The organism is Deltaproteobacteria bacterium GWC2_55_46 (genome assembly GCA_001595385.3).
Taxonomy (GTDB): domain Bacteria; phylum Desulfobacterota; class GWC2-55-46; order GWC2-55-46; family GWC2-55-46; genus UBA5799.
The window spans coordinates 1,040,727-1,061,541 of record LVEI03000001.1 but is presented as its reverse complement, the minus strand read 5'-3'; the positions used below and the strand labels follow the sequence as shown (position 1 = coordinate 1,061,541).

Annotated in this window: 14 protein-coding genes and 1 tRNA gene; 8 read left to right on the top strand and 7 right to left on the bottom strand. The window is 56.6% G+C overall.

The genetic code is table 11. The features are described from left to right. Positions 1-18: 18 nt before the first annotated feature. The 3 genes from A2V21_304985 to A2V21_304975 are packed head-to-tail and all read left to right on the top strand — an operon-like array spanning position 19 to position 5,386. A complete protein-coding gene (locus tag A2V21_304985; GenBank protein OIJ73672.1) occupies positions 19-2,439 on the top strand; it encodes a nitrite reductase large subunit in 2,421 nt (806 codons plus the stop codon). Further along, positions 2,436-2,741: a nitrite reductase gene (locus tag A2V21_304980; protein OIJ73671.1), complete on the top strand. Its 306-nt coding sequence runs from the start codon at positions 2,436-2,438 to the stop codon at positions 2,739-2,741. Before A2V21_304985 ends, A2V21_304980 begins: the two co-directional genes overlap by 4 nt. A 47-nt stretch (positions 2,742-2,788) precedes the next feature. Next, a complete protein-coding gene (locus tag A2V21_304975; GenBank protein OIJ75059.1) occupies positions 2,789-5,386 on the top strand; it encodes a nitrate reductase in 2,598 nt (865 codons plus the stop codon). Positions 5,387-5,440: 54 nt separating this feature from the next. Here the strand turns inward: A2V21_304975 and A2V21_304970 are convergent. Then, a tRNA-Asn gene (locus A2V21_304970) sits at positions 5,441-5,516 on the bottom strand. 366 nt (positions 5,517-5,882) lie between these two features. On the opposite strand from A2V21_304970, the gene A2V21_304965 reads away from it, so the two are divergent. The 5 genes from A2V21_304965 (at position 5,883) to A2V21_304945 (ending at position 15,264) form a co-directional block, all read left to right on the top strand. Next, positions 5,883-9,359 carry a transcription-repair coupling factor gene (locus tag A2V21_304965; GenBank protein ID OIJ73670.1) on the top strand — a complete coding sequence of 1,159 codons (3,477 nt, stop codon included), beginning with the start codon at positions 5,883-5,885 and terminating at the stop codon, positions 9,357-9,359. A 44-nt stretch (positions 9,360-9,403) separates the two neighbouring features. After that, positions 9,404-10,333, top strand: coding sequence for a hypothetical protein (locus tag A2V21_304960; GenBank protein ID OIJ73669.1), 930 nt, complete (start codon positions 9,404-9,406; stop codon positions 10,331-10,333). Continuing rightward, complete coding sequence (locus A2V21_304955; GenBank protein ID OIJ73668.1) at positions 10,330-11,265, top strand: hypothetical protein; 936 nt, start codon at positions 10,330-10,332, stop codon at positions 11,263-11,265. Before A2V21_304960 ends, A2V21_304955 begins: the two co-directional genes overlap by 4 nt. Positions 11,266-11,299: 34 nt before the next feature. Next, the gene (locus A2V21_304950; GenBank protein OIJ73667.1) at positions 11,300-12,319 is read left to right on the top strand and encodes a 4-hydroxythreonine-4-phosphate dehydrogenase PdxA; all 1,020 of its coding nucleotides are present in this window, start codon (positions 11,300-11,302) and stop codon (positions 12,317-12,319) included. 110 nt (positions 12,320-12,429) lie between these two features. Then, positions 12,430-15,264: an excinuclease ABC subunit A gene (locus tag A2V21_304945; protein ID OIJ73666.1), complete on the top strand. Its 2,835-nt coding sequence runs from the start codon at positions 12,430-12,432 to the stop codon at positions 15,262-15,264. A gap of 46 nt (positions 15,265-15,310) precedes the next feature. On the opposite strand, the gene A2V21_304940 is transcribed toward A2V21_304945, so the two are convergent. From A2V21_304940 to A2V21_304915, 6 genes are all read right to left on the bottom strand, one after another. Beyond that, entirely contained in the window at positions 15,311-15,619 is a 309-nt protein-coding gene (locus tag A2V21_304940) for a hypothetical protein (protein ID OIJ75058.1), read from the bottom strand. A 95-nt stretch (positions 15,620-15,714) separates the two neighbouring features. Next, entirely contained in the window at positions 15,715-16,521 is an 807-nt protein-coding gene (locus A2V21_304935; protein ID OIJ73665.1) for a hypothetical protein, read from the bottom strand. Further along, the gene (locus A2V21_304930; GenBank protein ID OIJ75057.1) at positions 16,511-17,194 is read right to left on the bottom strand and encodes a ribonuclease III; all 684 of its coding nucleotides are present in this window, start codon (positions 17,192-17,194) and stop codon (positions 16,511-16,513) included. Before A2V21_304930 ends, A2V21_304935 begins: the two co-directional genes overlap by 11 nt. Before the next feature lie 65 nt (positions 17,195-17,259). Further along, complete coding sequence (locus A2V21_304925; GenBank protein OIJ75056.1) at positions 17,260-18,576, bottom strand: tRNA (N(6)-L-threonylcarbamoyladenosine(37)-C(2))-methylthiotransferase MtaB; 1,317 nt, start codon at positions 18,574-18,576, stop codon at positions 17,260-17,262. Positions 18,577-18,581: 5 nt separating this feature from the next. After that, the gene (locus A2V21_304920; GenBank protein ID OIJ73664.1) at positions 18,582-19,676 is read right to left on the bottom strand and encodes a tRNA 2-thiouridine(34) synthase MnmA; all 1,095 of its coding nucleotides are present in this window, start codon (positions 19,674-19,676) and stop codon (positions 18,582-18,584) included. Between the two features lie 470 nt (positions 19,677-20,146). Then, complete coding sequence (locus A2V21_304915; protein ID OIJ73663.1) at positions 20,147-20,809, bottom strand: hypothetical protein; 663 nt, start codon at positions 20,807-20,809, stop codon at positions 20,147-20,149. Between the last annotated feature and the right edge of the window lie 6 nt (positions 20,810-20,815).

Genomic DNA, 20,815 nt, shown 5'->3' with positions numbered 1-20,815 from the left:
CAACGGAGGTCAATTAATATGCCTGCCAAGAGAAGGCTTGTTGTCGTCGGGGGCGGCATGGCCGGCATAAAGGCGCTCGAAGAGATCCTCGCCATCGACAGGGACGCTTTTGAAGTAAGCGTATACTCCGCGGAGGCGCATCCCAACTACAACAGGATACTCCTTTCCTCGATCATATCCGGTGATTCCACGGTCGAGGGGATAACCCTCAATAACAGGGGATGGTTCTCCCGGAACGGGGTCACGCTCCACCTCGGGAACCCTATTGTGGAGATAATGAGGGGGTACAAAAAGGTAGTTGCCGCTGACGGCTCGTCTTCGCCATATGACACCCTCATATTGGCCACGGGCTCGCGCCCTGTCGTTATACCTGTGCCTGGAGCCGACAAGGAGGGTGTCTTTGTCTTCAGGACGATCGAAGACTGCGCGAAGATAACCGCCAAGGCTTTGGTGTCAAGGAGCGCCGCCGTAATAGGAGGCGGGCTCCTTGGCCTTGAGGCGGCTGTAGGGCTACAGAAGCTCGGGCTCGATGTGACAGTAATACACGACCAGCCGACCCTTATGAACCTGCAGCTCGACGCAACCGCCGGCCGCATGCTCAAGGAGAGGCTCGAGGAGGCCGGGCTAAGGTTCCATCTCGCCGCGCTCACCAGGGAGGTGCTTGGAGACGGGCGGGCAACCGGCCTCGCCTTCTCCGACGGAGGCGCTATCGATTGCGACATGGTGGTGATCTCCGTCGGCACAAGGCCGGAAGTGAGCCTCGCGCACAAGGCCCACCTCTTCTGCAGGCGTGGGATAGTTGTCAATGACTACATGCAGACATTCACCGACCCGTCGATCTATGCGGTCGGCGAGTGCACCGAGCACCGCGGCAGGACCTACGGGCTTGTGGCGCCGCTCTTCGCGCAGGCGCGCGTGCTCGCCTCTCACGTTACAGGGCAGGGGAGGCTCTCTTTCGTAACCCCCACCACATCCACCAAGCTCAAGGTAAAGGGAATAGACCTCTTCTCGGCCGGGGATATCGACGGCCCCGCCGAGACTGTAGAGTACCTCGACAAGAAGAGCGGGGTATACAAGAGGCTATTCATATCAAAGGATATCATCAAGGGGGCGATACTCTTTGGGGATTCGACAGACGGGCCGAGGCTCCAGAAGCTTATCGAGGAACGCTCTGACATAAGCGACAGGAGGGCGACGCTCCTCCTTGGAGTAGATGCGGAAGAGGCAGAGCGCGAGCCCTTGGATGCCGACATAATCTGCGGCTGCAACGGGGTGAGCAAGAAGGCGATTGCAGACGCGATAAAGGAGTTCGGTCTTACGACAAGGAAGGATGTCATAGCCCGCACAAAGGCCTCTGGCTCTTGCGGCGGGTGCGCGGCGTCTGTCGAGAGGATACTCGCCTCGGTCAACGGCCACATGGCCTCGATATCAGAGCCGGTCTGCGCCTGCACCTCGCTATCTCACGATGAGCTGAAGGAGATGATAAGGGGCGGAGAGTATGGCGACATAAAGGAGCTGACGACGGAACTTGGATGGAACGGGGAAGGCTGCCATGTATGCCTTCCCGCCATCAACTATTATCTCGGCGCCCTGGGCAACGGCATGGATGATGCGAGGGCAAGGGTGGTGAATGAAAGGCTCCACGCCAACATACAGAAGGACGGCACCTTCTCGGTCATACCGCGCGTATACGGCGGGGTCGTCAGTCCTGAAGAGCTTATCCGCATAGGCGAGGTGGCGAAAAAGCATAACGTCTCCACGGTCAAGATAACCGGCGGGCAAAGGATTGGGCTATACGGAATAAGAAAGGAGGAGCTGCCAGAGGTCTGGAGGGAACTTGGTATGCCGTCCGGCTTCGCCTACGGCAAGGCACTGAGGACAGTAAAGACCTGCGTTGGGGAGCGGTGGTGCCGCTACGGCACGCAGGACTCGATGGGCCTTGGGGTCAAGCTCGAGAAGGCCCTTGAAGGGCTCTGGACACCCGCGAAGATGAAGCTCGCTGTCTCTGGCTGCCCGAGGAACTGCGCAGAGGCGACTGTCAAGGACTTGAGCGTTGTTGGCGTAAAGGGCGGCTGGGAGATATATTGCGGCGGCAACGGCGGGATAAGGCTCAGGGGGGCCGACCACCTCTGTACCGCCAAAGACGAAGCGGAGGTGCTCGAAGTAGCCAAAGCCTTTATCGCCCTCTACAGGGATGACGCCAGGTACGGCGAGAGGACGAGCGAGTGGATAGAGCGGGTAGGGCTCCGGAAGATAAAGGATGGGGTCGTCGATGACCTCCGGTCGAGAAGGGTGCTGGCGGAGAAGCTTGCGGATATCCTCTCAGGGCTGGGTGTTGACCCGTGGGAGGAGCGCGTAAGGGCGAAGGAAGATGAAGATGGCTATGAAGCCTCCGACTACACGCCGATAGAGCTGAATATGGCGGAGGTGGAGGCATGAGCTGGCATATTGTCTGCTCGATCGAAGAGATACCGGAGCGCGGAGCGCGCACAGTGCGCTTTAACGGAAAGGAGGTCGCCGTCTTCAGGCTTTCAAACGGGAGCGTTGCGGCTGTAGATAACCGTTGCCCGCATGGCGGCGGCCCGCTTGCGGAAGGGATAGTAGCCGGGAAGCTCGTTTCATGCCCGCTTCACGGCTGGAGGATAGACCTCGATAGTGGGCGCGTAGTTGCGCCTGAGAGCGGCGTTGTTGCCAGGTACGAGACAAAAACAGAGGACTCCAGGCTATGGATAAGGATCTGAGGAAGATTACGCGCACGGTCTGCCCATATTGCGGCACAGGCTGCGGGGTGGAGCTCGAGGTGGATGGAGGCAAGGTAGTCTACCTTTCAGGTGATAAGGCAAGCGCCGCAAACAACGGCGAGCTTTGCTCCAAGGGGATCTCCCTCATGGCGACCATCGGTGGAGCTGAGAGGCTCATCTGTCCGCAGATGCGCGGTACGACCGATGAGCCTTTCAAGAGGGCTTCCTGGGATGAGGCGATAGGGCAGGCCGCTGGAAGGTTCGCTTCCATCATAAAGGAACACGGCCCTGAAAGTGTCGCCTTCTATGTGTCAGGCCAGCTCCTTACCGAGGACTATTATGTCTTCAACAAGCTCATGAAGGGCTTCATAGGCTCTAACAATATCGACACCAACTCAAGGCTATGCATGTCCTCCGCCGTGGTAGCCTACAAGAGGGCCTTCGGCGCGGACGGGCCGCCGACCTGCTACGACGACATCGATGCTGCGGAGAATTTATTCATCTTCGGGGCAAACCCGGCGTATGCCCACCCTGTGCTCTTCAAGCGCATGGAGCGGGCAAAGGAGAGGGGGGCGAGGGTCGTGGTCGTGGACCCGAGGAGGACAGCTACGGCCTCGATAGCAGACCTCCACATACCGCTCCGCCCTGGTACAGATGTCGCGCTCCTCCAGTCGATGCTCAATATACTCCTCTGGGAGGGGGTGATAGACAAGGCGTTCATAGAGGCCCACACGAACGGCTTTGAGGCCGTCTCAAAAGAGGCGGGCTCTATGACCCCAAAGAGGGCCGCCGCTATCTGCGGCATAGAGCCGGCCGAGATCGCGAAGGCGGCCTATATCTTCGCCGACGGCCCAAGCCTTTCCTTCTGGACGATGGGGCTCAACCAGTACACCACGGGGACCGATAAGTGCAACGCCCTCATAAACCTTCACCTCGCTACAGGCCAGACAGGAAAGCCCGGCTCAGGCCCCTTCTCCCTTACCGGCCAGCCAAACGCCATGGGTGGCAGGGAGGTGGGCGGCCTCTCTACTATGCTGTCTGCGCACAGGGAGCTCGACAACCCTGAGCACAGGGAGGAGATGGAACGGATTTGGGGCTCAGGCAAAATTTCCCCCAAGCCTGGATATACTGCAACTGATATTTTCAGGAAGATGGACGAAGGGGCCGTGAAGGCTGTATGGATAGTCTGCACCAACCCGGCGGTCTCTCTTCCCGATCTCAACCTGGTAAAAAGAGCGCTAAAGAAGGCGGAGCTGGTGATCGTATCAGACGCCTACAACACTGAGACCGCCTCCTTCGCCCACATACTCCTGCCGGCGGCCACCTGGCCGGAGAAAGAAGGGGTGGCGACGAACTCGGAACGGTCGATAAGCCTTTTGGAGAAGGCCGTTGACCCTCCCGGAGAGGCCCTCCCTGACTGGAAGATAGGGGCGCTCTTCGCGAGAAGGCTCGGAGCAGAGCTTGAAAGTGATTTTGACAGGCCATTCGGTTATAGTTCCACTGAAGAGATATTCGAGGAGCATAAGCTTACGACCAGGGGAAGGGACTGCGACATCACAGGCGTAAGCTACAGGCTCCTGCGCAGCACCGGTCACGCGCAGTGGCCCTTTCCGGCTGAAGGAAGGCAGGGGAAGAGGCTTTACGAGGAAGGGCTCTTCGCGACACCTGACAGGCGCGCGAGGTTCATGGATGTAAAATATCGCCCGGTTGCCGAGGCTCCCGATGAGGACTATCCCCTGTCCCTTACGACCGGGCGAATACGGGACCAATGGCATACGATGACAAAGACAGGGAGGGTGCCGCAGCTAATGATGCACACCCCTGTGCCTGAGCTTGAGATAAGCGCCAGGGACGCGGAAGAGAGGGGGCTTCAAAGCGGCTCTCTCGCCGTTGTTGCCTCAAGGCGCGGTACGCTCATGGCAGAGGTCAAGGTGACCGGCTCAATAAGGGAAGGGGTCGTCTTCCTCCCGATGCACTGGGGGCTTAACCTGGCGGTAAACCGGCTTACAACCTCTCAGGCTGACCCTTATTCCAAAGAGCCTGAGCTCAAGCACGCCGCTGTCGAGGTTATGCCTTTCAAGGGATGGAGGGCGCTCCTTCTTATCCCGGGCATGCATGTCGGGGCAGGATCGGCCATCGCCGCCAAATACCCATACGGGGCGGTTGCCTGCCTCGGCAGGGAGCATGTGGTAACGAGGATAGACCTTGCCGGAGAAGGGAGGCTCGACGGAGACAAGATAGAGGAGATAGATTGCCTTATCCCGCTTTCGTCGGACGAAAGCCTTACCTATTCAGATGAAAGCTCCGGGATAATGAGAAAGATATGGCTAAAGGGCGGCAAGCTCGCGGCAGTGAGGTGGACAGGGGCAGAACCGGCTACCGAGGCCTCGCACCTGCTGACCATGCTCCTCAACGGAGGTGATCTCTCCGCTGAAAGGGCGACGCTCCTTGCACCGCAGGGCGGCTGCCGGAAGGGTGGCTGCAAGACGGTCTGCTCGTGCAAGGGCGTGAGCGAATCGGCGATAGCCTCCGCCATCGAAAAAGGTACCAGCACTGTCGATGGAATAAAGGCCCTTCTGGCGGCAGGGACCTCTTGCGGCTCCTGCGTGCCTCAGATAAAAGAGATGCTCTCGGCAAGGATGTAGGTTCACGTCAATGAAAAAGGGGCAGCCCAAATTGAGCTAACCCCTTGATTTTGTTGGCTCCCAGGGAGGGATTCGAACCCCCGACATGGTGGTTAACAGCCACCCGCTCTGCCGGCTGAGCTACCTGGGAATAAGTTGTTTCAATAAAAATCCCCCTCGCATTCAGGGGGGATTTTTAAAGTACTTAAATATAATACTTCTTCTGCCAGCCGTCAAGGCTTTTTAAATCGATTTTTTTATCCTCGGATATTTCCAAACGCGCTTTGCGCCTCCTCAAGGGTTTCCAGCTATAACAAGCTTCTCTCATTAGGATGATTGGAAAAGTCCGTCCAGGACTTTCCCAATCATCGATGGCCTGAGTGAATCAGTCCATCTCACAAAAGTGCTCGGGATGCCCGCGCCCATGTTAGGCAGCATGCCAGTTTAAACCTTTTTCCTTTAGAGCCCTTGGTGTGTTATAATTTTCCGTTCAGGAAAGGGAGTTTGCGGACTTTTCATGTCCATATCAGAATCAGAAAAAGAGTATACCTTAAAAAACGCGGTGCGCGAGATCTCAGCCCTCGCGCCGGGGCGCGAGTTCAAGATAAGCGGCCTATATGGCTCTTCCAGGGCTTTTCTGCTCGCATCTGCCTTCAGGTCGCTCAACAGGCCGGTCCTTGCGGTCCTGCCGGACCAGGAGAGCGCGGAGGCCTTTGCCGATGATTTAAGGTTCTTCCTCGGCAGCAAAGAGGTGCTCCTGTACCCCGCCCCTGAGGTGCTCCCCTTCGAGTCCCTGCCAGCCCACCCGGATATCCAGGCGCAGAGGATGGAGGTCCTCTTCGACCTCCTTTCAAAAAAGGTTTTCATCGCGCTCACCACCGCCTCGAACCTGCTGCAGAAGGTCACTCCCAAAGAAGCGCTCTCTCAGAAGGTCGTCATCATCAAAAAAGGCGAAGAGGTCGAAAGGGACTCTCTTACAGCCACCCTTCAAGAGACGGGCTACTCCAGGATGTCGATGGTAGAGGAGCGCGGAGAGATGTCCATAAGGGGAGGGATATTGGACATATTCCCGCCCATGTACGACTCTCCCATACGGATCGAGTTCTTTGGCGACGAGGTCGAATCGATCAGGGCCTTCGATGTCGCGACCCAGAGGTCGCTTGCCGACCTCGACGAGGCGCGCATACTGCCCGCAAGGGAGACTACCCTTCAGAGGTCTTCGAGGATAGGGGCGAGGGAACGGCTTATAGATCGGGCCGAAGAGCTGGGCGTCAAGCGAGAGGCGTGGGAGCCGCTTTCAGACAAGCTCCGGGACGGTAACATCCTCGGCATGGATTTTCTCCTCCCGCTATTCTACAAAGGCCTTGATACGCTCTTCGACTACCTGAGGGATGATTCTCTCGTCGCTATCATCGAGCCAGACCTGGTCACAAGCGGCATGGATGCCTTCGGTAATGATGTAGCCGAAGCGGCAAGGAGGCTCTCTGTCCATAACGAGTTCTTCGTTGAGCCCGGCAGCCGCTATCTTTGCGCTGAAGAGGCCAGAAGCGAGTTGGCAAAAAGGGCGGTATTGAAGATAGAGTCGCTAAGGGGCGAAGGCGCGCAAGTTTTTACTGAGGGGAACCTTGACTTAAGGCAGGAGATATCCTTCAGAAAGGGCGAAGAGATCTTTAAGCCGCTGGCCGACAGGATAGCCGCGTGGACAGAGGCCAATAATCGAGTCTTTATAATCGCCCATAACAAGGGACAGGCTGAAAGGACAAGGGAGCTGCTTGAAGGGTACGGACTCAATGCGTCGGTTGAAAGGGCAGAGCTGCCGCTTGCTCAGGAGAACGGCCTTTTTATCGCCACAGGCGCTCTTTCTACAGGCTTCAGGCTCCCTTCGGAATCGGTCGTAATAGTCTCAGAGGAAGAGGTCTTCGGTGAAAGGGTCAAAAGGAGGGCGCCGCCTTCGAGAAAGCTCGACGCCTTTCTTACCCAGCTCCAGGACTTAAGCCTCGGGGATTTCATAGTACACAAGCAGCACGGCATCGGCCTTTACAGGGGACTCAAGAAGTTATCCATAGACGGGGTCGAAAACGAGTTTCTCCTTGTCGAGTACAGGGGCGGGGACAGGCTCTATCTCCCTGTCTGGAGGATGGACCTTGTAAGCAAGTACCACGGCCTTGAGGGCAGCTCTCCTGATCTCGATAAGCTCGGCGGCCCTGGCTGGGAGAAGACAAAGAGGAAGGTAAAGCAGGCTGTCGAGAAGCTCGCCGGAGAGCTTTTAAAGCTCTACGCCGAAAGGGCGGTGGCAGAGGGGTTTGCCTTCTCTCCGCCTGACAGGCTCTTCCACGAATTCGAGGCAGGTTTCGAGTATGAAGAGACCCCGGACCAGGCCAGGGCCATAGAAGAGACGTTGAAGGACATGGAAGAGCCGAGGCCCATGGACAGGCTCATCTGCGGTGACGTGGGCTACGGCAAGACAGAGGTCGCCATACGCGCGGCGTTCAAGGCGGTGCTCGATAAAAAGCAGGTGGCGATGCTCGTGCCCACCACCATACTCGCTCAGCAGCACTTCAGGACCTTCTCGAATAGGCTCGCCCCTTATCCGGTCACGGTCGAGGTGCTCTCGCGTTTCAGGTCAAGGGCGGAGCAGAAGGACGTAGTAAAGAGGCTCGCCGAAGGCAGGGTGGACATAATAATCGGCACGCACAGGCTCCTCCAGAGCGACATAGAGTTCACCGACCTGGGCCTTATAGTAATAGACGAAGAGCACAGGTTCGGCGTGGCGCATAAGGAAAAGCTCAAGAAGTTGAGGGCGAAGGTAGACGTGCTCACGCTTACCGCCACCCCCATTCCCAGGACCCTTCACATGTCGCTTGCTTCCATCAGGGAGCTTTCGATAATAAACACGCCGCCGGAGGACAGGCTCGCCATCAAGACGCAGGTGGTGAGGTTCGACGAGGATATCGTAAGAGAGGCGATAGAGAGGGAGCTTGCGCGCGGGGGGCAGGTCTTCTTCGTCCATAACAGGATACAGTCGATAGCGGTCATGGAAGAGATGCTCAGGCGCGCCGTGCCGCACGCGCGTGTGGCTGTGGCGCACGGACAGATGAAGGAAGGGGAGCTTGAAAAGAAGATGCTCGGCTTCATAAACAAGGAGTCCGACATACTCCTTTCGACCGCCATCATCGAATCCGGCCTCGATATCCCCGCCGCGAATACGATCATAATAAACAGGGCCGACAGGTTCGGCCTGGCCGAGCTTTACCAGCTCCGGGGGCGGGTGGGAAGAAGCAAGCACCGCGCCTATGCCTATTTCGTCTGCCCTTCCATGGCAGATATTACCGGGGACGCGAGGAAGAGGATAGAGGTCATCCAGGAGCTCTGCGAGCCGGGCTCCGGCTTCAGGATCGCCTCTTACGACCTTGAGATAAGGGGCGCGGGCGACCTCCTCGGCACCGCGCAGTCCGGCAACATCGCCGAGGTCGGTTTTGATATGTACACGCAGCTCCTTGAGCAGGCCGTAAGGGAGATGAAGGGCGAGGTGGTCGAGGAGGCCATTGAGCCGGAGATAAACTTGAGGCTTTCGCAGTATATCCCCGAGGATTACGTGCCGGAGGCGCGCCAGAGGCTAAACCTCTACAAGCGCTTCTCGTCTATCGCCGCGGAGGACGAGATATATACGATAATGGAAGAGCTGGAAGACAGGTATGGCCCGGTCCCAGCGCTCGTCGAGAACCTTTTAAATGCCGCTACCCTCAAGCTCATGCTCAAGGCCCTGAACGCCAGGGAGCTTACGCAGAAGGGCACAAGGCTCTATCTATCGTTCGAGCGCACGGAAGGGCGCCTTCCCCCTGAAAAGGCCTCCAGAAAGGCGATGGAGCTGGCGCGCAAGGAGCCGAAGAGGTACAGGGTCACTCCAGAGGGCAGGTTCGTGCTCTTCATGGGCCAGGACGAAGCCCCTCTTGAGGCGGCCAGATATGTATTGAAAGAGCTTCTTAAGGGGTGATATCATTTCATGTTGCGGCCTCTCAAAAAGGCCTTGCCAATGCCATGAAAAACCGCGCCGGACATAAGTTCGCAAAGTTAGCTGCCGTTCTCCTTTTCCTGGGCGTTTCCGGGTGCGGGATCCTCAAGGACGACTCCAAAGAGGTAATAATCAAGGTCAACGGCCGTTCCATCACGGCCGGGGATTACAGGGACTCCCTTAAAAGGCTCGTGCCAACGGATAAGGGGCATGAGGCTGACGAGCTCGTCGAGCTTAAAAAGGAGCTCGTGACCGAAATGGTCGAAGAGGAGCTGCTCCTCGAAGAGGCCGAGAAGGCGGGGATCACTGTCAGCGAGGATGAGCTCGCCTCCGAGGTCGACCTCATAAAGAAGGAGTACGGCGAAGCCTCTTTCAAAGAGGCCCTTGAAGAGCGCTACGGAAGCATTGAAGGCTGGGAGGAAAGGATAAAAAAGAAGCTCCTGGTCAAGAAGGCCATAGACGAGGTAACAAGAGGGGCCATGGTCACGGACAGGGAGGCTCAAGAGTATTACAGGAAGCACAAGGACGAGTTCGCGAGGCCGGAACAGGCGAGGGCGAGGATGATAGTCGTATCCTCCGAGGAGCAGGCCACGACGGTAAGGGGCTCTCTTACCCCGGCCAACTTCGCCGAGGTTGCCAGGGTGGTATCCCTGAGCCCTGAAGGCAAGGAGGGCGGCGATCTCGGGTACTTCGGCAGGGGTGATATGCCAGGAGAGTTCGAATCTGTCGTATTCAGCCTAAAGCCGAAGGAGATAAGCGGCGTGGTGAAGACCGATTACGGCTATCACATATTCATGCTCGAGGATAAAAGGAAGGGCGGCGCGTCCTCTTATACTGAGGCCAAGGGCAAGATAATGGAGAGGCTCAGGGGCGAGAAGGCCGCGTCTGTCCTGAACGACTGGATAGCCGTGAGGAAGCGCGCGTCAAAGATAGAGATAAGAGAGGAGCTACTGTGAACAGGCTTATTGCCGGCATTTGTCTTTCGGCTGCGCTCTTTCTGCCGGGCCAGATAAACGCCGAGGTGGTCGACAGGATCGTGGCTGTCATAAACGACAGCGTCATAACCATGTCCGAGCTGAACGCCGCAACGGCCGTGGCTATCGACAAGCTCGGCATAGAGGGCTCTTCAGACCCGGAGAAGATAAAAGAGGTCAAGGGGAATATACTCGACAGCCTCATAGAGCAGAAGCTCGTCAAGCAGGCCGCCGACAAGGCCGGCATAGATATAAGCGAAAAGGAGATAGACAACGCCATAGAGGACATAAAGCGGCAGAACAAGCTTACGCAAGAGCAGCTCCTGCTGGCCCTGGCCGAAAGCGGGCTTACTCAGAAGGAGTACAGGGAGCAGCTCAAGGAGCAGATACGCCAGGTAAAGTTCATAAACAAGGAGTTCAGGTCCAAGATCTCGATACAGATGGAAGATATCGAGGGTTATTATCGCCAGAACATGAAGGCGTTTTACAGCCCGGCCCGCTTCAGGATCAACCTCATCTTTCTGCCATCTGATGATAGCCTCAACGAAAGGCTCAAGCTCGTGAGTGAAGGTTTTGCGGCAGGTACGGACTTCAAGGTACTGGCGAGCCAGTATTCAGAGGGCCCGGCCGCTTCCCAGGGCGGCGATCTCGGCTATCTCAAGTCAGGCGAGCTCGACGGCTGGCTCGAAGAGGCCGCCAGGGGCCTTAAGCCCGGAGAGAGAAGCCCTGCCATAGAACGGCCCGAAGGGGTCTACTTCGTACAATTGACCGAATACCAGGAGCGCGCGCTCAGGCCGCTTAAGGATGTCGAGGCGCAGATACATGAAAAGCTCTTCAAGAAGATAATGGATGAGAAGTTCAGCTTCTGGCTGAGCGAGGTCAAAAGGTACGCGCACATAGAGATAAGGCTCTAAGGCAGAGAGGCCTTTTTTTATCAGTAAGAACAAGATGAAGCCAAATATCGTGATAACTATGGGCGACCCCGCAGGGGTCGGCCCTGAGCTGGCCCTGAAGGCCCTGCAGGACAGGCACGTAAGGTCGCTTTGCAACCCTGTCGTCATAGGCGACGCCGGGCTGCTTGCCTTCCTTGCCAGGAAGCTCGGCCTCAAAAGGCCCGGCGACAGCGATGTTGCAAGCGTCTCTGTCCTGGACGTGAAGAAGCTAAGGGCAGGCGTTCCTCAGAAAGAAGCTGGCAAGGCATTCGTCTCTTATATAGAAGAGGCGGTCTTCATGACGGCCATAGGGGACGCCGCTGCCATGGTGACCTGCCCCATAAGCAAGGAGGCGGCCCGGAAGGCCGGCTTCCCGTTTCCGGGGCATACCGAGTTTATAGCTCATCTTACCGGCACAGACGATTATGTGATGATGCTCGGCGGCACGGATTTGAAAGTAGTCCTCGTTACCATACACGAGGCCATACGCGACGTGCCAGGCCTCATCACAAGGAGGTCGATACTCCGGACTTTGAGGGTCACCGACAGGGCGTTCAGGACCGATTTCGGGATGAAGAGGCCGAGGATAGCTGTCTGCGGCTTGAACCCGCACGCCGGAGAGGCGGGGATCTTCGGGGACGAGGAGAAAAAGACCATAGGGCCAGCCGTCAGGAAGGCCATGGAAGAGGGGATAAACGCGATAGGGCCGCTACCGCCCGATACGGTCTTCTACAGGGCCGTGAGAAAAAAAGAGTTCGACTGCGTCGTGGCCATGTACCATGACCAGGGACTCGGACCGCTAAAGCTACTTCACTTCGAGGACGGGGTCAACGCTACCCTCGGTCTCCCCATCATAAGGACGTCGGTAGACCACGGCACGGCTTATGATATAGCCTGGAAGGGTATCGCGAGCCACAGGAGCCTTGTAGCCGCTATAGAGATGGCGGTAGAGATGGCCAGGAACAGGCAGGGCGCAGAAAAAAAGGCCATTAGCCTGAGTCTGGTTTGTTCCCCTGCGTTTTTATTTAGGGCATAAGGGTGGGGGCTGGACGAGCGAGCCGAGCCTTATGCCCAAAAAAAGCCCGGCAGGCCGCAGAAGGTCTTTCGCACACGCAACCGTAAAATGAAAAGCAATCACAATAGCTAATGGACAGGATAGTAATAAAGGGCGCGAGGGTACATAACCTCAAGTCCATCGACATAGAGATCCCCAGGGACAAGCTCGTTGTCATAACGGGTGTCTCCGGCTCCGGCAAATCCTCGCTGGCCTTTGACACCATCTACGCCGAGGGGCAGAGGAGGTACGTCGAAAGCCTCTCTGTCTACGCGAGACAGTTCCTCGAGCAGATGGATAAACCCGATGTCGAGTCGATCGAAGGCCTCTCCCCGGCCATCTCCATAGAGCAGAAGACCACCTCCAAAAACCCCCGTTCGACAGTCGGCACCGTAACCGAGGTCTACGACTACCTGAGGCTCCTTTTCGCCAGGGTCGGCAAGCCCCACTGCTACAGCTGCGGCCGTCTTATATCATCCCAGACCATCCAGCAGATGGCCGACAGGGTGATGGAGCTTCCGCAGGGCTCGAAGATAGTCCTGCTGTCGCCTATTGTCCGGGGAAGGAAGGGCGAGTACAAAAAAGAGCTGGAGTCTCTCCGGAAGGACGGCTACACAAAGGCCAGGATAGACGGCGAGACAAAGGACCTGGAGGACGTCCACGCCCTCGACAAGAGGAGAAAGCATTACATCGACGTCATCATAGACAGGCTCGTCATAAAAGAGGGGATACTCCGGAGGCTTACCGACTCCCTTGAAGTGGCCGCCCGCCTCGCTGGAGGGCTCGTCAAGGTCGACAGCCTGGGCGGCAGGGAGCTTCTATTCAACGAAAAACTCTCCTGCGCCGAGTGCGGCATAAGCTACCCGGAGATAAACCCGACCACTTTTTCATTCAATAGCCCATACGGCGCCTGCCCGGAGTGCAAGGGCCTCGGTGAGAAGTTCTATTTCGACCCGGAGCTTATCATCCCTGACAATGGCCTCTCCTTAAGGGAAGGGGCTGTGGCGGCCTGGAGCAGGTCCGGTGGAAAGAAGGCCGCTGGCTGGTATCTTAATATGCTCGCGTCGCTGTCGAGGCATTATAAATTCAGCCTCGATACCCCTTATAAAAAGCTCCCGTCCAGGATAAAAGATATCGTGCTCAACGGCTCTGGCGAGGAAGAATTAGAGTTCAGGCACGAGGGCGAGCGCAGCAAGTACACCTACACCGCTCCTTTTGAGGGCGTGCTCGGAAATCTCGATCGGCGCTACCGCGAGACCGGCTCCGAGGACGTGCGCGAAGACCTTGAGAGGTTCATGAACTCGCAGCCATGCCCGGTCTGCGAGGGGGCGAGGCTCAAGAAAGAGGCCCTCTTCATAAAGCTCGACAACAGGTCTATCTGGGACCTCACGAGGATGTCGATAAAGGAATCGCTTAAGTTCTTCAGGTCGCTCAAGCTCTCGGCGGTGGAGCAGGAGATAGCGAGGAGGATACTCAAGGAGGTCGGCGAAAGGCTCGGCTTCCTCTCGAACGTGGGCCTTGACTACATCTCGCTCGACAGGCCGGCAGCGACCCTTTCCGGAGGCGAGGGGCAAAGGATCAGGCTCGCCACCCAGATAGGAAGCTCCCTTGTGGGCGTCCTTTACATACTCGATGAGCCGTCGATAGGCCTCCACCAGAGGGACAACAGGCGGCTCCTGGCGGCCCTCAGAAGGCTCCGCGACATGGGCAACTCCGTAATAGTGGTAGAGCACGATGAGGAGACTATGCAGGAGGCCGACCATATAATAGACATGGGCCCCGGCGCCGGACTTTGGGGCGGGACTGTAGTGGCCGAGGGCAGCTATGACGAGATATGCAGGAGCGATAAGTCGCTTACAGGCAAGTACCTCTCAGGCGAATTCGAAATACCGGTGCCGAAGGAAAGAAAGAAGCCGGATGGCAGGGCGCTGGTCATAAAGGGGGCCCGCGCCAATAACCTGAAAGATGTGACCGCCAGGTTCCCGCTCGGCCTCATGACCTGCGTTACGGGTGTTTCAGGCTCCGGCAAGAGCACCCTTGTGGTCGATACCCTTTACAGGAGCCTCGCCAGAAGGCTCTATGATTCAAAGGCGAGGGCAGGCGAGGTCTCGTCTATAGCGGGACTTGATTACATAGACAAGGTAATAGACATAGACCAGTCGCCCATAGGCAGGACGCCCAGGTCAAACCCGGCCACATATACGGGCCTCTTTACTCCCATAAGGGACCTCTTCAGCCAGCTCCCCGAATCAAAGGCGAGGGGCTACAGCCCCGGCAGGTTCAGCTTCAACGTGAAGGGCGGCAGGTGCGAGGCATGCAAGGGGGACGGCCTCATAAAGGTAGAGATGCACTTCCTGCCTGACGTCTACGTCACCTGCGACGTTTGCGGCGGCCACAGGTACAACCGCGACACGCTCGAGGTTAGGTACAAGGGCAAGAACATATCCGAATGTCTTGACCTCTCTGTTGCCGAGGCGCTCGCCTTTTTCGAGCACATACCGGCCGTGAAGGAGAAGCTCCAGACCCTTCACGACGTCGGCCTCGGCTACGTCAAGCTCGGGCAGCCCTCCACGACCCTTTCGGGCGGCGAGGCCCAAAGGATAAAGCTTTCAAGGGAGCTTTCAAAGAGGGCTACCGGAAAGACCGTCTACATACTCGACGAGCCCACCACAGGCCTCCATTTCGCGGACATACAGAAGCTCCTCGACGTGCTCTCAAGCCTTCGCGAGACTGGCAATACCATAGTGATAATCGAGCATAACCTCGACGTCATAAAGTCGGCCGACCATATCATAGACCTTGGCCCGGAAGGCGGCGACGGCGGCGGGCGCATAGTTGCCGAAGGCACCCCAGAGGAGGTGGCAACGGTCAGGGCATCCCACACCGGGGCCTTTTTGAAGGATATCCTTAGAAAAAAGCCGGTTTGAGAAGAGGGGGGGCGGGGCTTAAGCTCCTGGCGGCGAGGAAGGCTTGTCAGTTTCTGTAGTCGCCAAAGTCGTCCAGGTCGCCGACAGGCCTTTTGAAGGTGAACCTCACGGGGTCGGCAACGAGCTTGTCGGCCGCGAGCCCGACGCTCCGTGTCGGTATGGTGAAGGGGAGGCCTACCACGAAGACCGCGGCTCCAAGGGCCGTCGCGACTATGCCAAGAGGCCTCACGAGGAGGATATCGAAGACGATGGCCGATGATGTAGGCTCGTCCTCCTGGACACCGGCCGCCTGTGCAGGGAAGACCGCAATGGATAGCATAAGGGCTGCAATGAGCGCTGAGACGGTCCTTTTCATCGGTTTTCTCCCTGAGGAAGAAATCGCCTCGCCTTTAAAGGCAGGCATATATAATGATAGCTTCTCTTTCGAGCTTTGGCAAGCGAGCCGGACGGTCAGGAGGCGGCCTCTACGAGCTGCCTGAAAGACGGGTGGTATGGGCCGGCTATAATCGATGATTCAAGCTCCTTTGTGGGCTGAAGCCCCATTCTTATTACAGGTATCCCCGCCTCATCAAGGAGCCTTTTTACCTCAACGCAGACCTCGACCATCTCTTCCAGCCCCCATGGGATGTATTGGCCGCCAAGGTACATCCTGTGCATCGCCGTATCCTTTAAAATAATCGAAGGGTAGACCCTTACGAAGTCCGGGGAGAGGGCGATTATCTTCCTGGTGGTATCGAGTATGCTCTCGCGCGTATCTCCCGGAAGCCCTGGCATGAACTGGAGGCCGACCTTGAGCCCCCCATCCCTTAGCGTCCCGACAGCCGACGCGGTGGCCTCAGGGCTGTGCCCCCTGCCAGAGAGCCTCAATATCTGAGCGTCCATCGACTGCGCGCCAAGCTCTACCGTCGCTACACTGTGGCTTTTAAGAAAAGAGGATATATTCCTGTCGATATAATCCGGCCTGGTCGAGACCCTGAGTGAGTCCAGCCGCCCGTCTTTTACGAACGGGCAGGCGGCTTCGAGGTACTCCCTCTGGGATGATTCGGGCAGGCCCGTGAAACTACCGCCGTAAAATGCGGCCTCCCTCGCCCCTTTCCCCTTCCAGGTTGAAAGGTAAAGCTCTATCGTATCGACGACCTCACGGGGCTCCGGCAGCCTCTTCCCGCCAGAGATCCCTTTCTGGTCGCAGAAGACGCACTGGTGGGGGCAGCCGCCAAAGGGGATGAAGATCGGGATTATGAGACGCTTATGCGCCATGAAGGCCGTTTTCCGGCATGTGGCCGGGGAAAAATTCGGCGAAGCGCTCTGTCATGTTCCTTAAGGCCTCGCCTGCCGCCGCCTGCTCGGCATCCTTCTTTCTCTGGGCCGACCCTGAGCCGAGGACTACCCCGGTAACTGATACCTCCACCTCGAATATCTTCCTGTGTGGCGGCCCTTTTTCGCTCAAGAGGGAATAGACCGGGGCCTCCTTGAATATCTTTTGCGAAAGCTCCTGGAGCCTGGGCTTGAAATCAAAATGGCCCGGCCCGTCGAGGGCGTCCTCGATGAGAGGGGTGAAGAGCTTCTCGATGTACTCGAAGGTCTTATGGAAGCCCTGCTGAAAGTATATGGCGGCTATGAAGGCCTCGAAGACTCCGGCGAGGAGGGTCGGGTTCTCAACCCCGCCGCTCAAGCGCTCTCCCTTGCCGAGGAGCAGATATTTACCGAGCTGTACCTCGCGCGCAAGGCCCGCCAGAGAGAGCCTGTTCACCAGCTTTGCCCTCATCCTGGTGAGCTCGCCTTCGTGAATATCCGGGAACTTCCTGAAGAGCATGTGGCTTATGATGTTCGAGAGGATGGCGTCGCCAAGGAACTCGAGCCGCTCGTTTGACTTAAGCCCGGTCCCCTCCTTTTCGTTAAGGAACGACCTGTGGACAAAGACCTTTTTCATCAAAGCCTGGTCGGTCGTATTGAAGGGCAGGGTCTTTAAAAAACCGTCGAGCGAATATTCGTCTTTCAAGCCATACCTCCGTCGTTTGAGGGTGCTGCCTTGCCTGCCATGCCTCCCTTTGTCAGGGATTCAAGGCTTGCGTCTACCATTTGAAACTTTAGATGGTCCGCGCCTTCGAGGAAGACCTGTATGTAGTTTCGCGCCCTTCCCTTGAGGAGGCCGGACCTGTCGCGGACGCCTTCGACGAGCACGCTCGCCGTACTTCCGATGAAACGGGAATGGAAGGCGCTTCTTTTGGCTTCGTCAAGCTCATGGAGCCTCTCGCACCGTGCCTTTATGGCGCGCTGGTCTACCTGGTCCGGGTCCTGGGCTGCTGCTGTGCCGTGCCTCTTTGAAAACGGGAATATGTGGAGGTACGATACGGGTAGCCCTGACAGGAGCGAGAAGGTATTCTCGAATTCTTTCTCCCCTTCTCCCGGAAAACCGGCGATGACGTCGACCCCGATGGATATCCCTTCGACCGCGTCAAAGAGGTCCATGACTTTATCGGCGAAGAGCCTCCTGGTGTATGGCCGCTTCATCCGTTTTATTATGGAATCGTCACCGCTTTGCAAGGTGAGGTGCAGGTGGTTGCATATATGTTTGGAGCTTTTGAGGATATCCATGAGCTTTTCCGTGACCTCGTCAGGGTCGAGCGAGCTTATCCTGAACCTGCATGGATAGCCCTTCTTTTCTATCAGCTCGAGTACGGACGTTATGTCGATGCCTTCCCCGAGATCCATGCCCCACGCGCCAAGGTGTATGCCGGTTAATATTATCTCCCTGTATCCCGCCTCCACGAGCGTGTCGAACTCGGTCTCGACCTTCTCAAGCGGCAGGCTCTTGGAAAGGCCCCTTGCCCTCGGTATTATGCAGTACGAGCAGGCCCTGTTGCAGCCCTCCTGTATCTTGAGGTTTGCCCTGGTGCGCCCCGACGAAGAGCTGGCCCGCAGGGTCCACGGGGTGCCCTCCTGCCATGAGCCCAGCTCCTCTACGGTGGAGGACTGCCGCCCGTTCAAGAGGTACTCGACTATCTTTGCCTTCTCAGGGTTCCCGACGACGTAATCGACACCTTCTATGGAGCTGACCTCGCCCGGGGAAACCTGCGCGTAACAGCCGGTCACTATGACGACAGCGTCCGGGTTAGATCTCCGCGCCTTCCTTATAGTCTGGCGGGACTCATGGTCTGTCTTGCCCGTGACAGTGCAGGTGTTTATTATGTAGGCGTCGGCAGGTCCGGGAAAAGGGACGACGCGCAACGACGCCCGCCTCAACGCCTCCTCAAGCGCTGACGAGTCGTACTGGTTGGACTTGCAGCCGAGCGTCGATATCGCTACCGTCATCCCGCTCACTTTATCGCCCCCTCTATCCAGCCGCCGCAGAGCACCTCGTCTCCCCTGTATATCACGACCGCCTGCCCCGGGGTTACAGCCTTCTGAGGCTCTTCGAAGATGACCTCTATCGAGCCGTCATTTCTTGAGGTAACGGCGCATTTTGCCCCGGCATGGCGGTAACGTATCTTCGCCTCGACACCGGTAAGGCCGCTTCCGGCCTTTTCTTTTGACTCAGGGTTTATCCAGTTGACCTCTCTGGCGACAAGGCCTTTTGAGTAGAGCATGTCCATGGGGCCGACAACGACCTTGTTAGAGGGCACGTCGATATCGAGGACATAAAAGGGGCCGCCTGAGAGGCTCAGGCCCTTTCTCTGTCCGATGGTGTAATTGAAAAGCCCCTTGTGCGCCCCTAACACCTTTCCCGTCGTGTCAATGATATCTCCTGGGGCGCTCGCTACGCGCTCCGATAGGAACTGGGCGTAGCTCGGCTCTTCAACGAAGCATATCTCCTGGCTTTCGGCCTTCTCGGAGGTCTTGAGGCCGAGCTTACGGGCGCGCTCGCGCACCTCTGCCTTGGTGAGCGACCCGACAGGGAAGAGCACCCTTTCAAGCTGCCGCTGGGTCATTGTAAAGAGGAAGTAGCTCTGGTCTTTATCCTGGTCAGCCCCCTTTTTAAGGGAGAAGCCCCAGGGGCCCCGCTCTATCCGGGCGTAGTGGCCTGTGGCGAGATAGTCTGCCTCAAGGCCGAGGGCCTTATTGAGCAAGACCTCGAACTTTAGTATCTGGTTGCATTTAATGCAGGGGTTTGGGGTGGAGCCGCTTGTATATGATGAGATGAAGTAGTCGACGACCTCTTTTGAGAAGGCCTCTTCGACGTTTACGACGTAGAAGGGCGCGCCGAGGCTCTCTGCAACGCGCCTCGCGTCGTGGATGTCGTCAAGGGTGCAGCAGCTCCCTGGGGTCGCGCCGCTACCGTCCTCTTTTTTGGAGTAGTCCCAGAGCTGCATCGAGACGCCGACGCATTCATAGCCCTGCTCCACAAGGAGAGCAAGGGCTGTGGATGAGTCGACCCCCCCGCTCATGGCGACCACGGCCTTCTTACGAGACATGGTTGAGTCTTCTGCCCTGAGTTTTCTGTAACGGAGTAATCCCTTTGATTTTAATAAAGAATAGGGCGATTTACCAGAGAAAAATGGCGGGGAGGGATTTATGGAAAATGTCGCGCAGAGCGCACCTGTAAGGTTTGAGGTCGAGGGGTATGAGGCGGTGGGGCGGGTATGATCTTGAGTTGTGGCATCGACAACCGGTGCCCACCCTTGTATATTGCTGAATAAAGCACAGACCCTAAAATCATGGTGCGCCGAGCGCACCCTACGACACTGGGCTCATTCTCGTATTAATTGCTTAATTCTCTTTATATAGAACTCAAGAGAATCTTTCCTTATCCAAAGGGTATTGTTAGAAGTATGTGTTGAACCTATAGGGGAGTATTTCCATTTGTGCTTAAGCAGGCAAAATCTTTCGTAGCCAATTGCTGTAAGCAGGTTGAAACCTTCTGAAGTTGATTCCAAGGTCTCAGTTAAAAGTGCGGGGGGGGGGTACTCTTTGCTGACAATAGTCCTTTTGCACCTAAAATCACCTCATTGTCAGCACGTTCAGCATCAATCTTTATAAACGCAGGTGATATATTTCGTTCAGCGCAAAATGAGTCCAGAGTCGTTTTTTTTACTTCATGGACTGAATTATGCTTATCTGTTCTGTGAAGGCTTGCGCCATAATCAGCTGTGGCTTCCTTAAAATAGAAAAATGTGGCTCCTTGTGAGTCAGCGACAGCCTCTTTGTGAAGTTCGATATTATTATAACTATTAACTTGAACATTTCTTTCTAGCAGTTTGTATGTGTACGGATTTGGTTCAAATGAAAAAACCTTCCCTCCATATCCAACCTTGTGCGCAGCAGTAAGGCTGAAGTATCCTATGTGCGCACCTACGTCAATAAAACAATCGTTTTCATTAAGCAGGCTTTTTGCGAGCTGCACTTCATCATTCTCATTATATCTGCTATACCAGAAGATGTATTTTTGGCAAGGGTCATTCGGATTTAAGAGCAGTTTAAAACCATCTTTTGTCGTAATGACTTTTTCTTCTGATTCGATTTTTTTGCAGATAGAATTATAAATGAAACTCTTGCCAATCTTGATAGGCGAGTTCATCAAATAACTGCGGAGCATATTTTCAAGCATACCCGA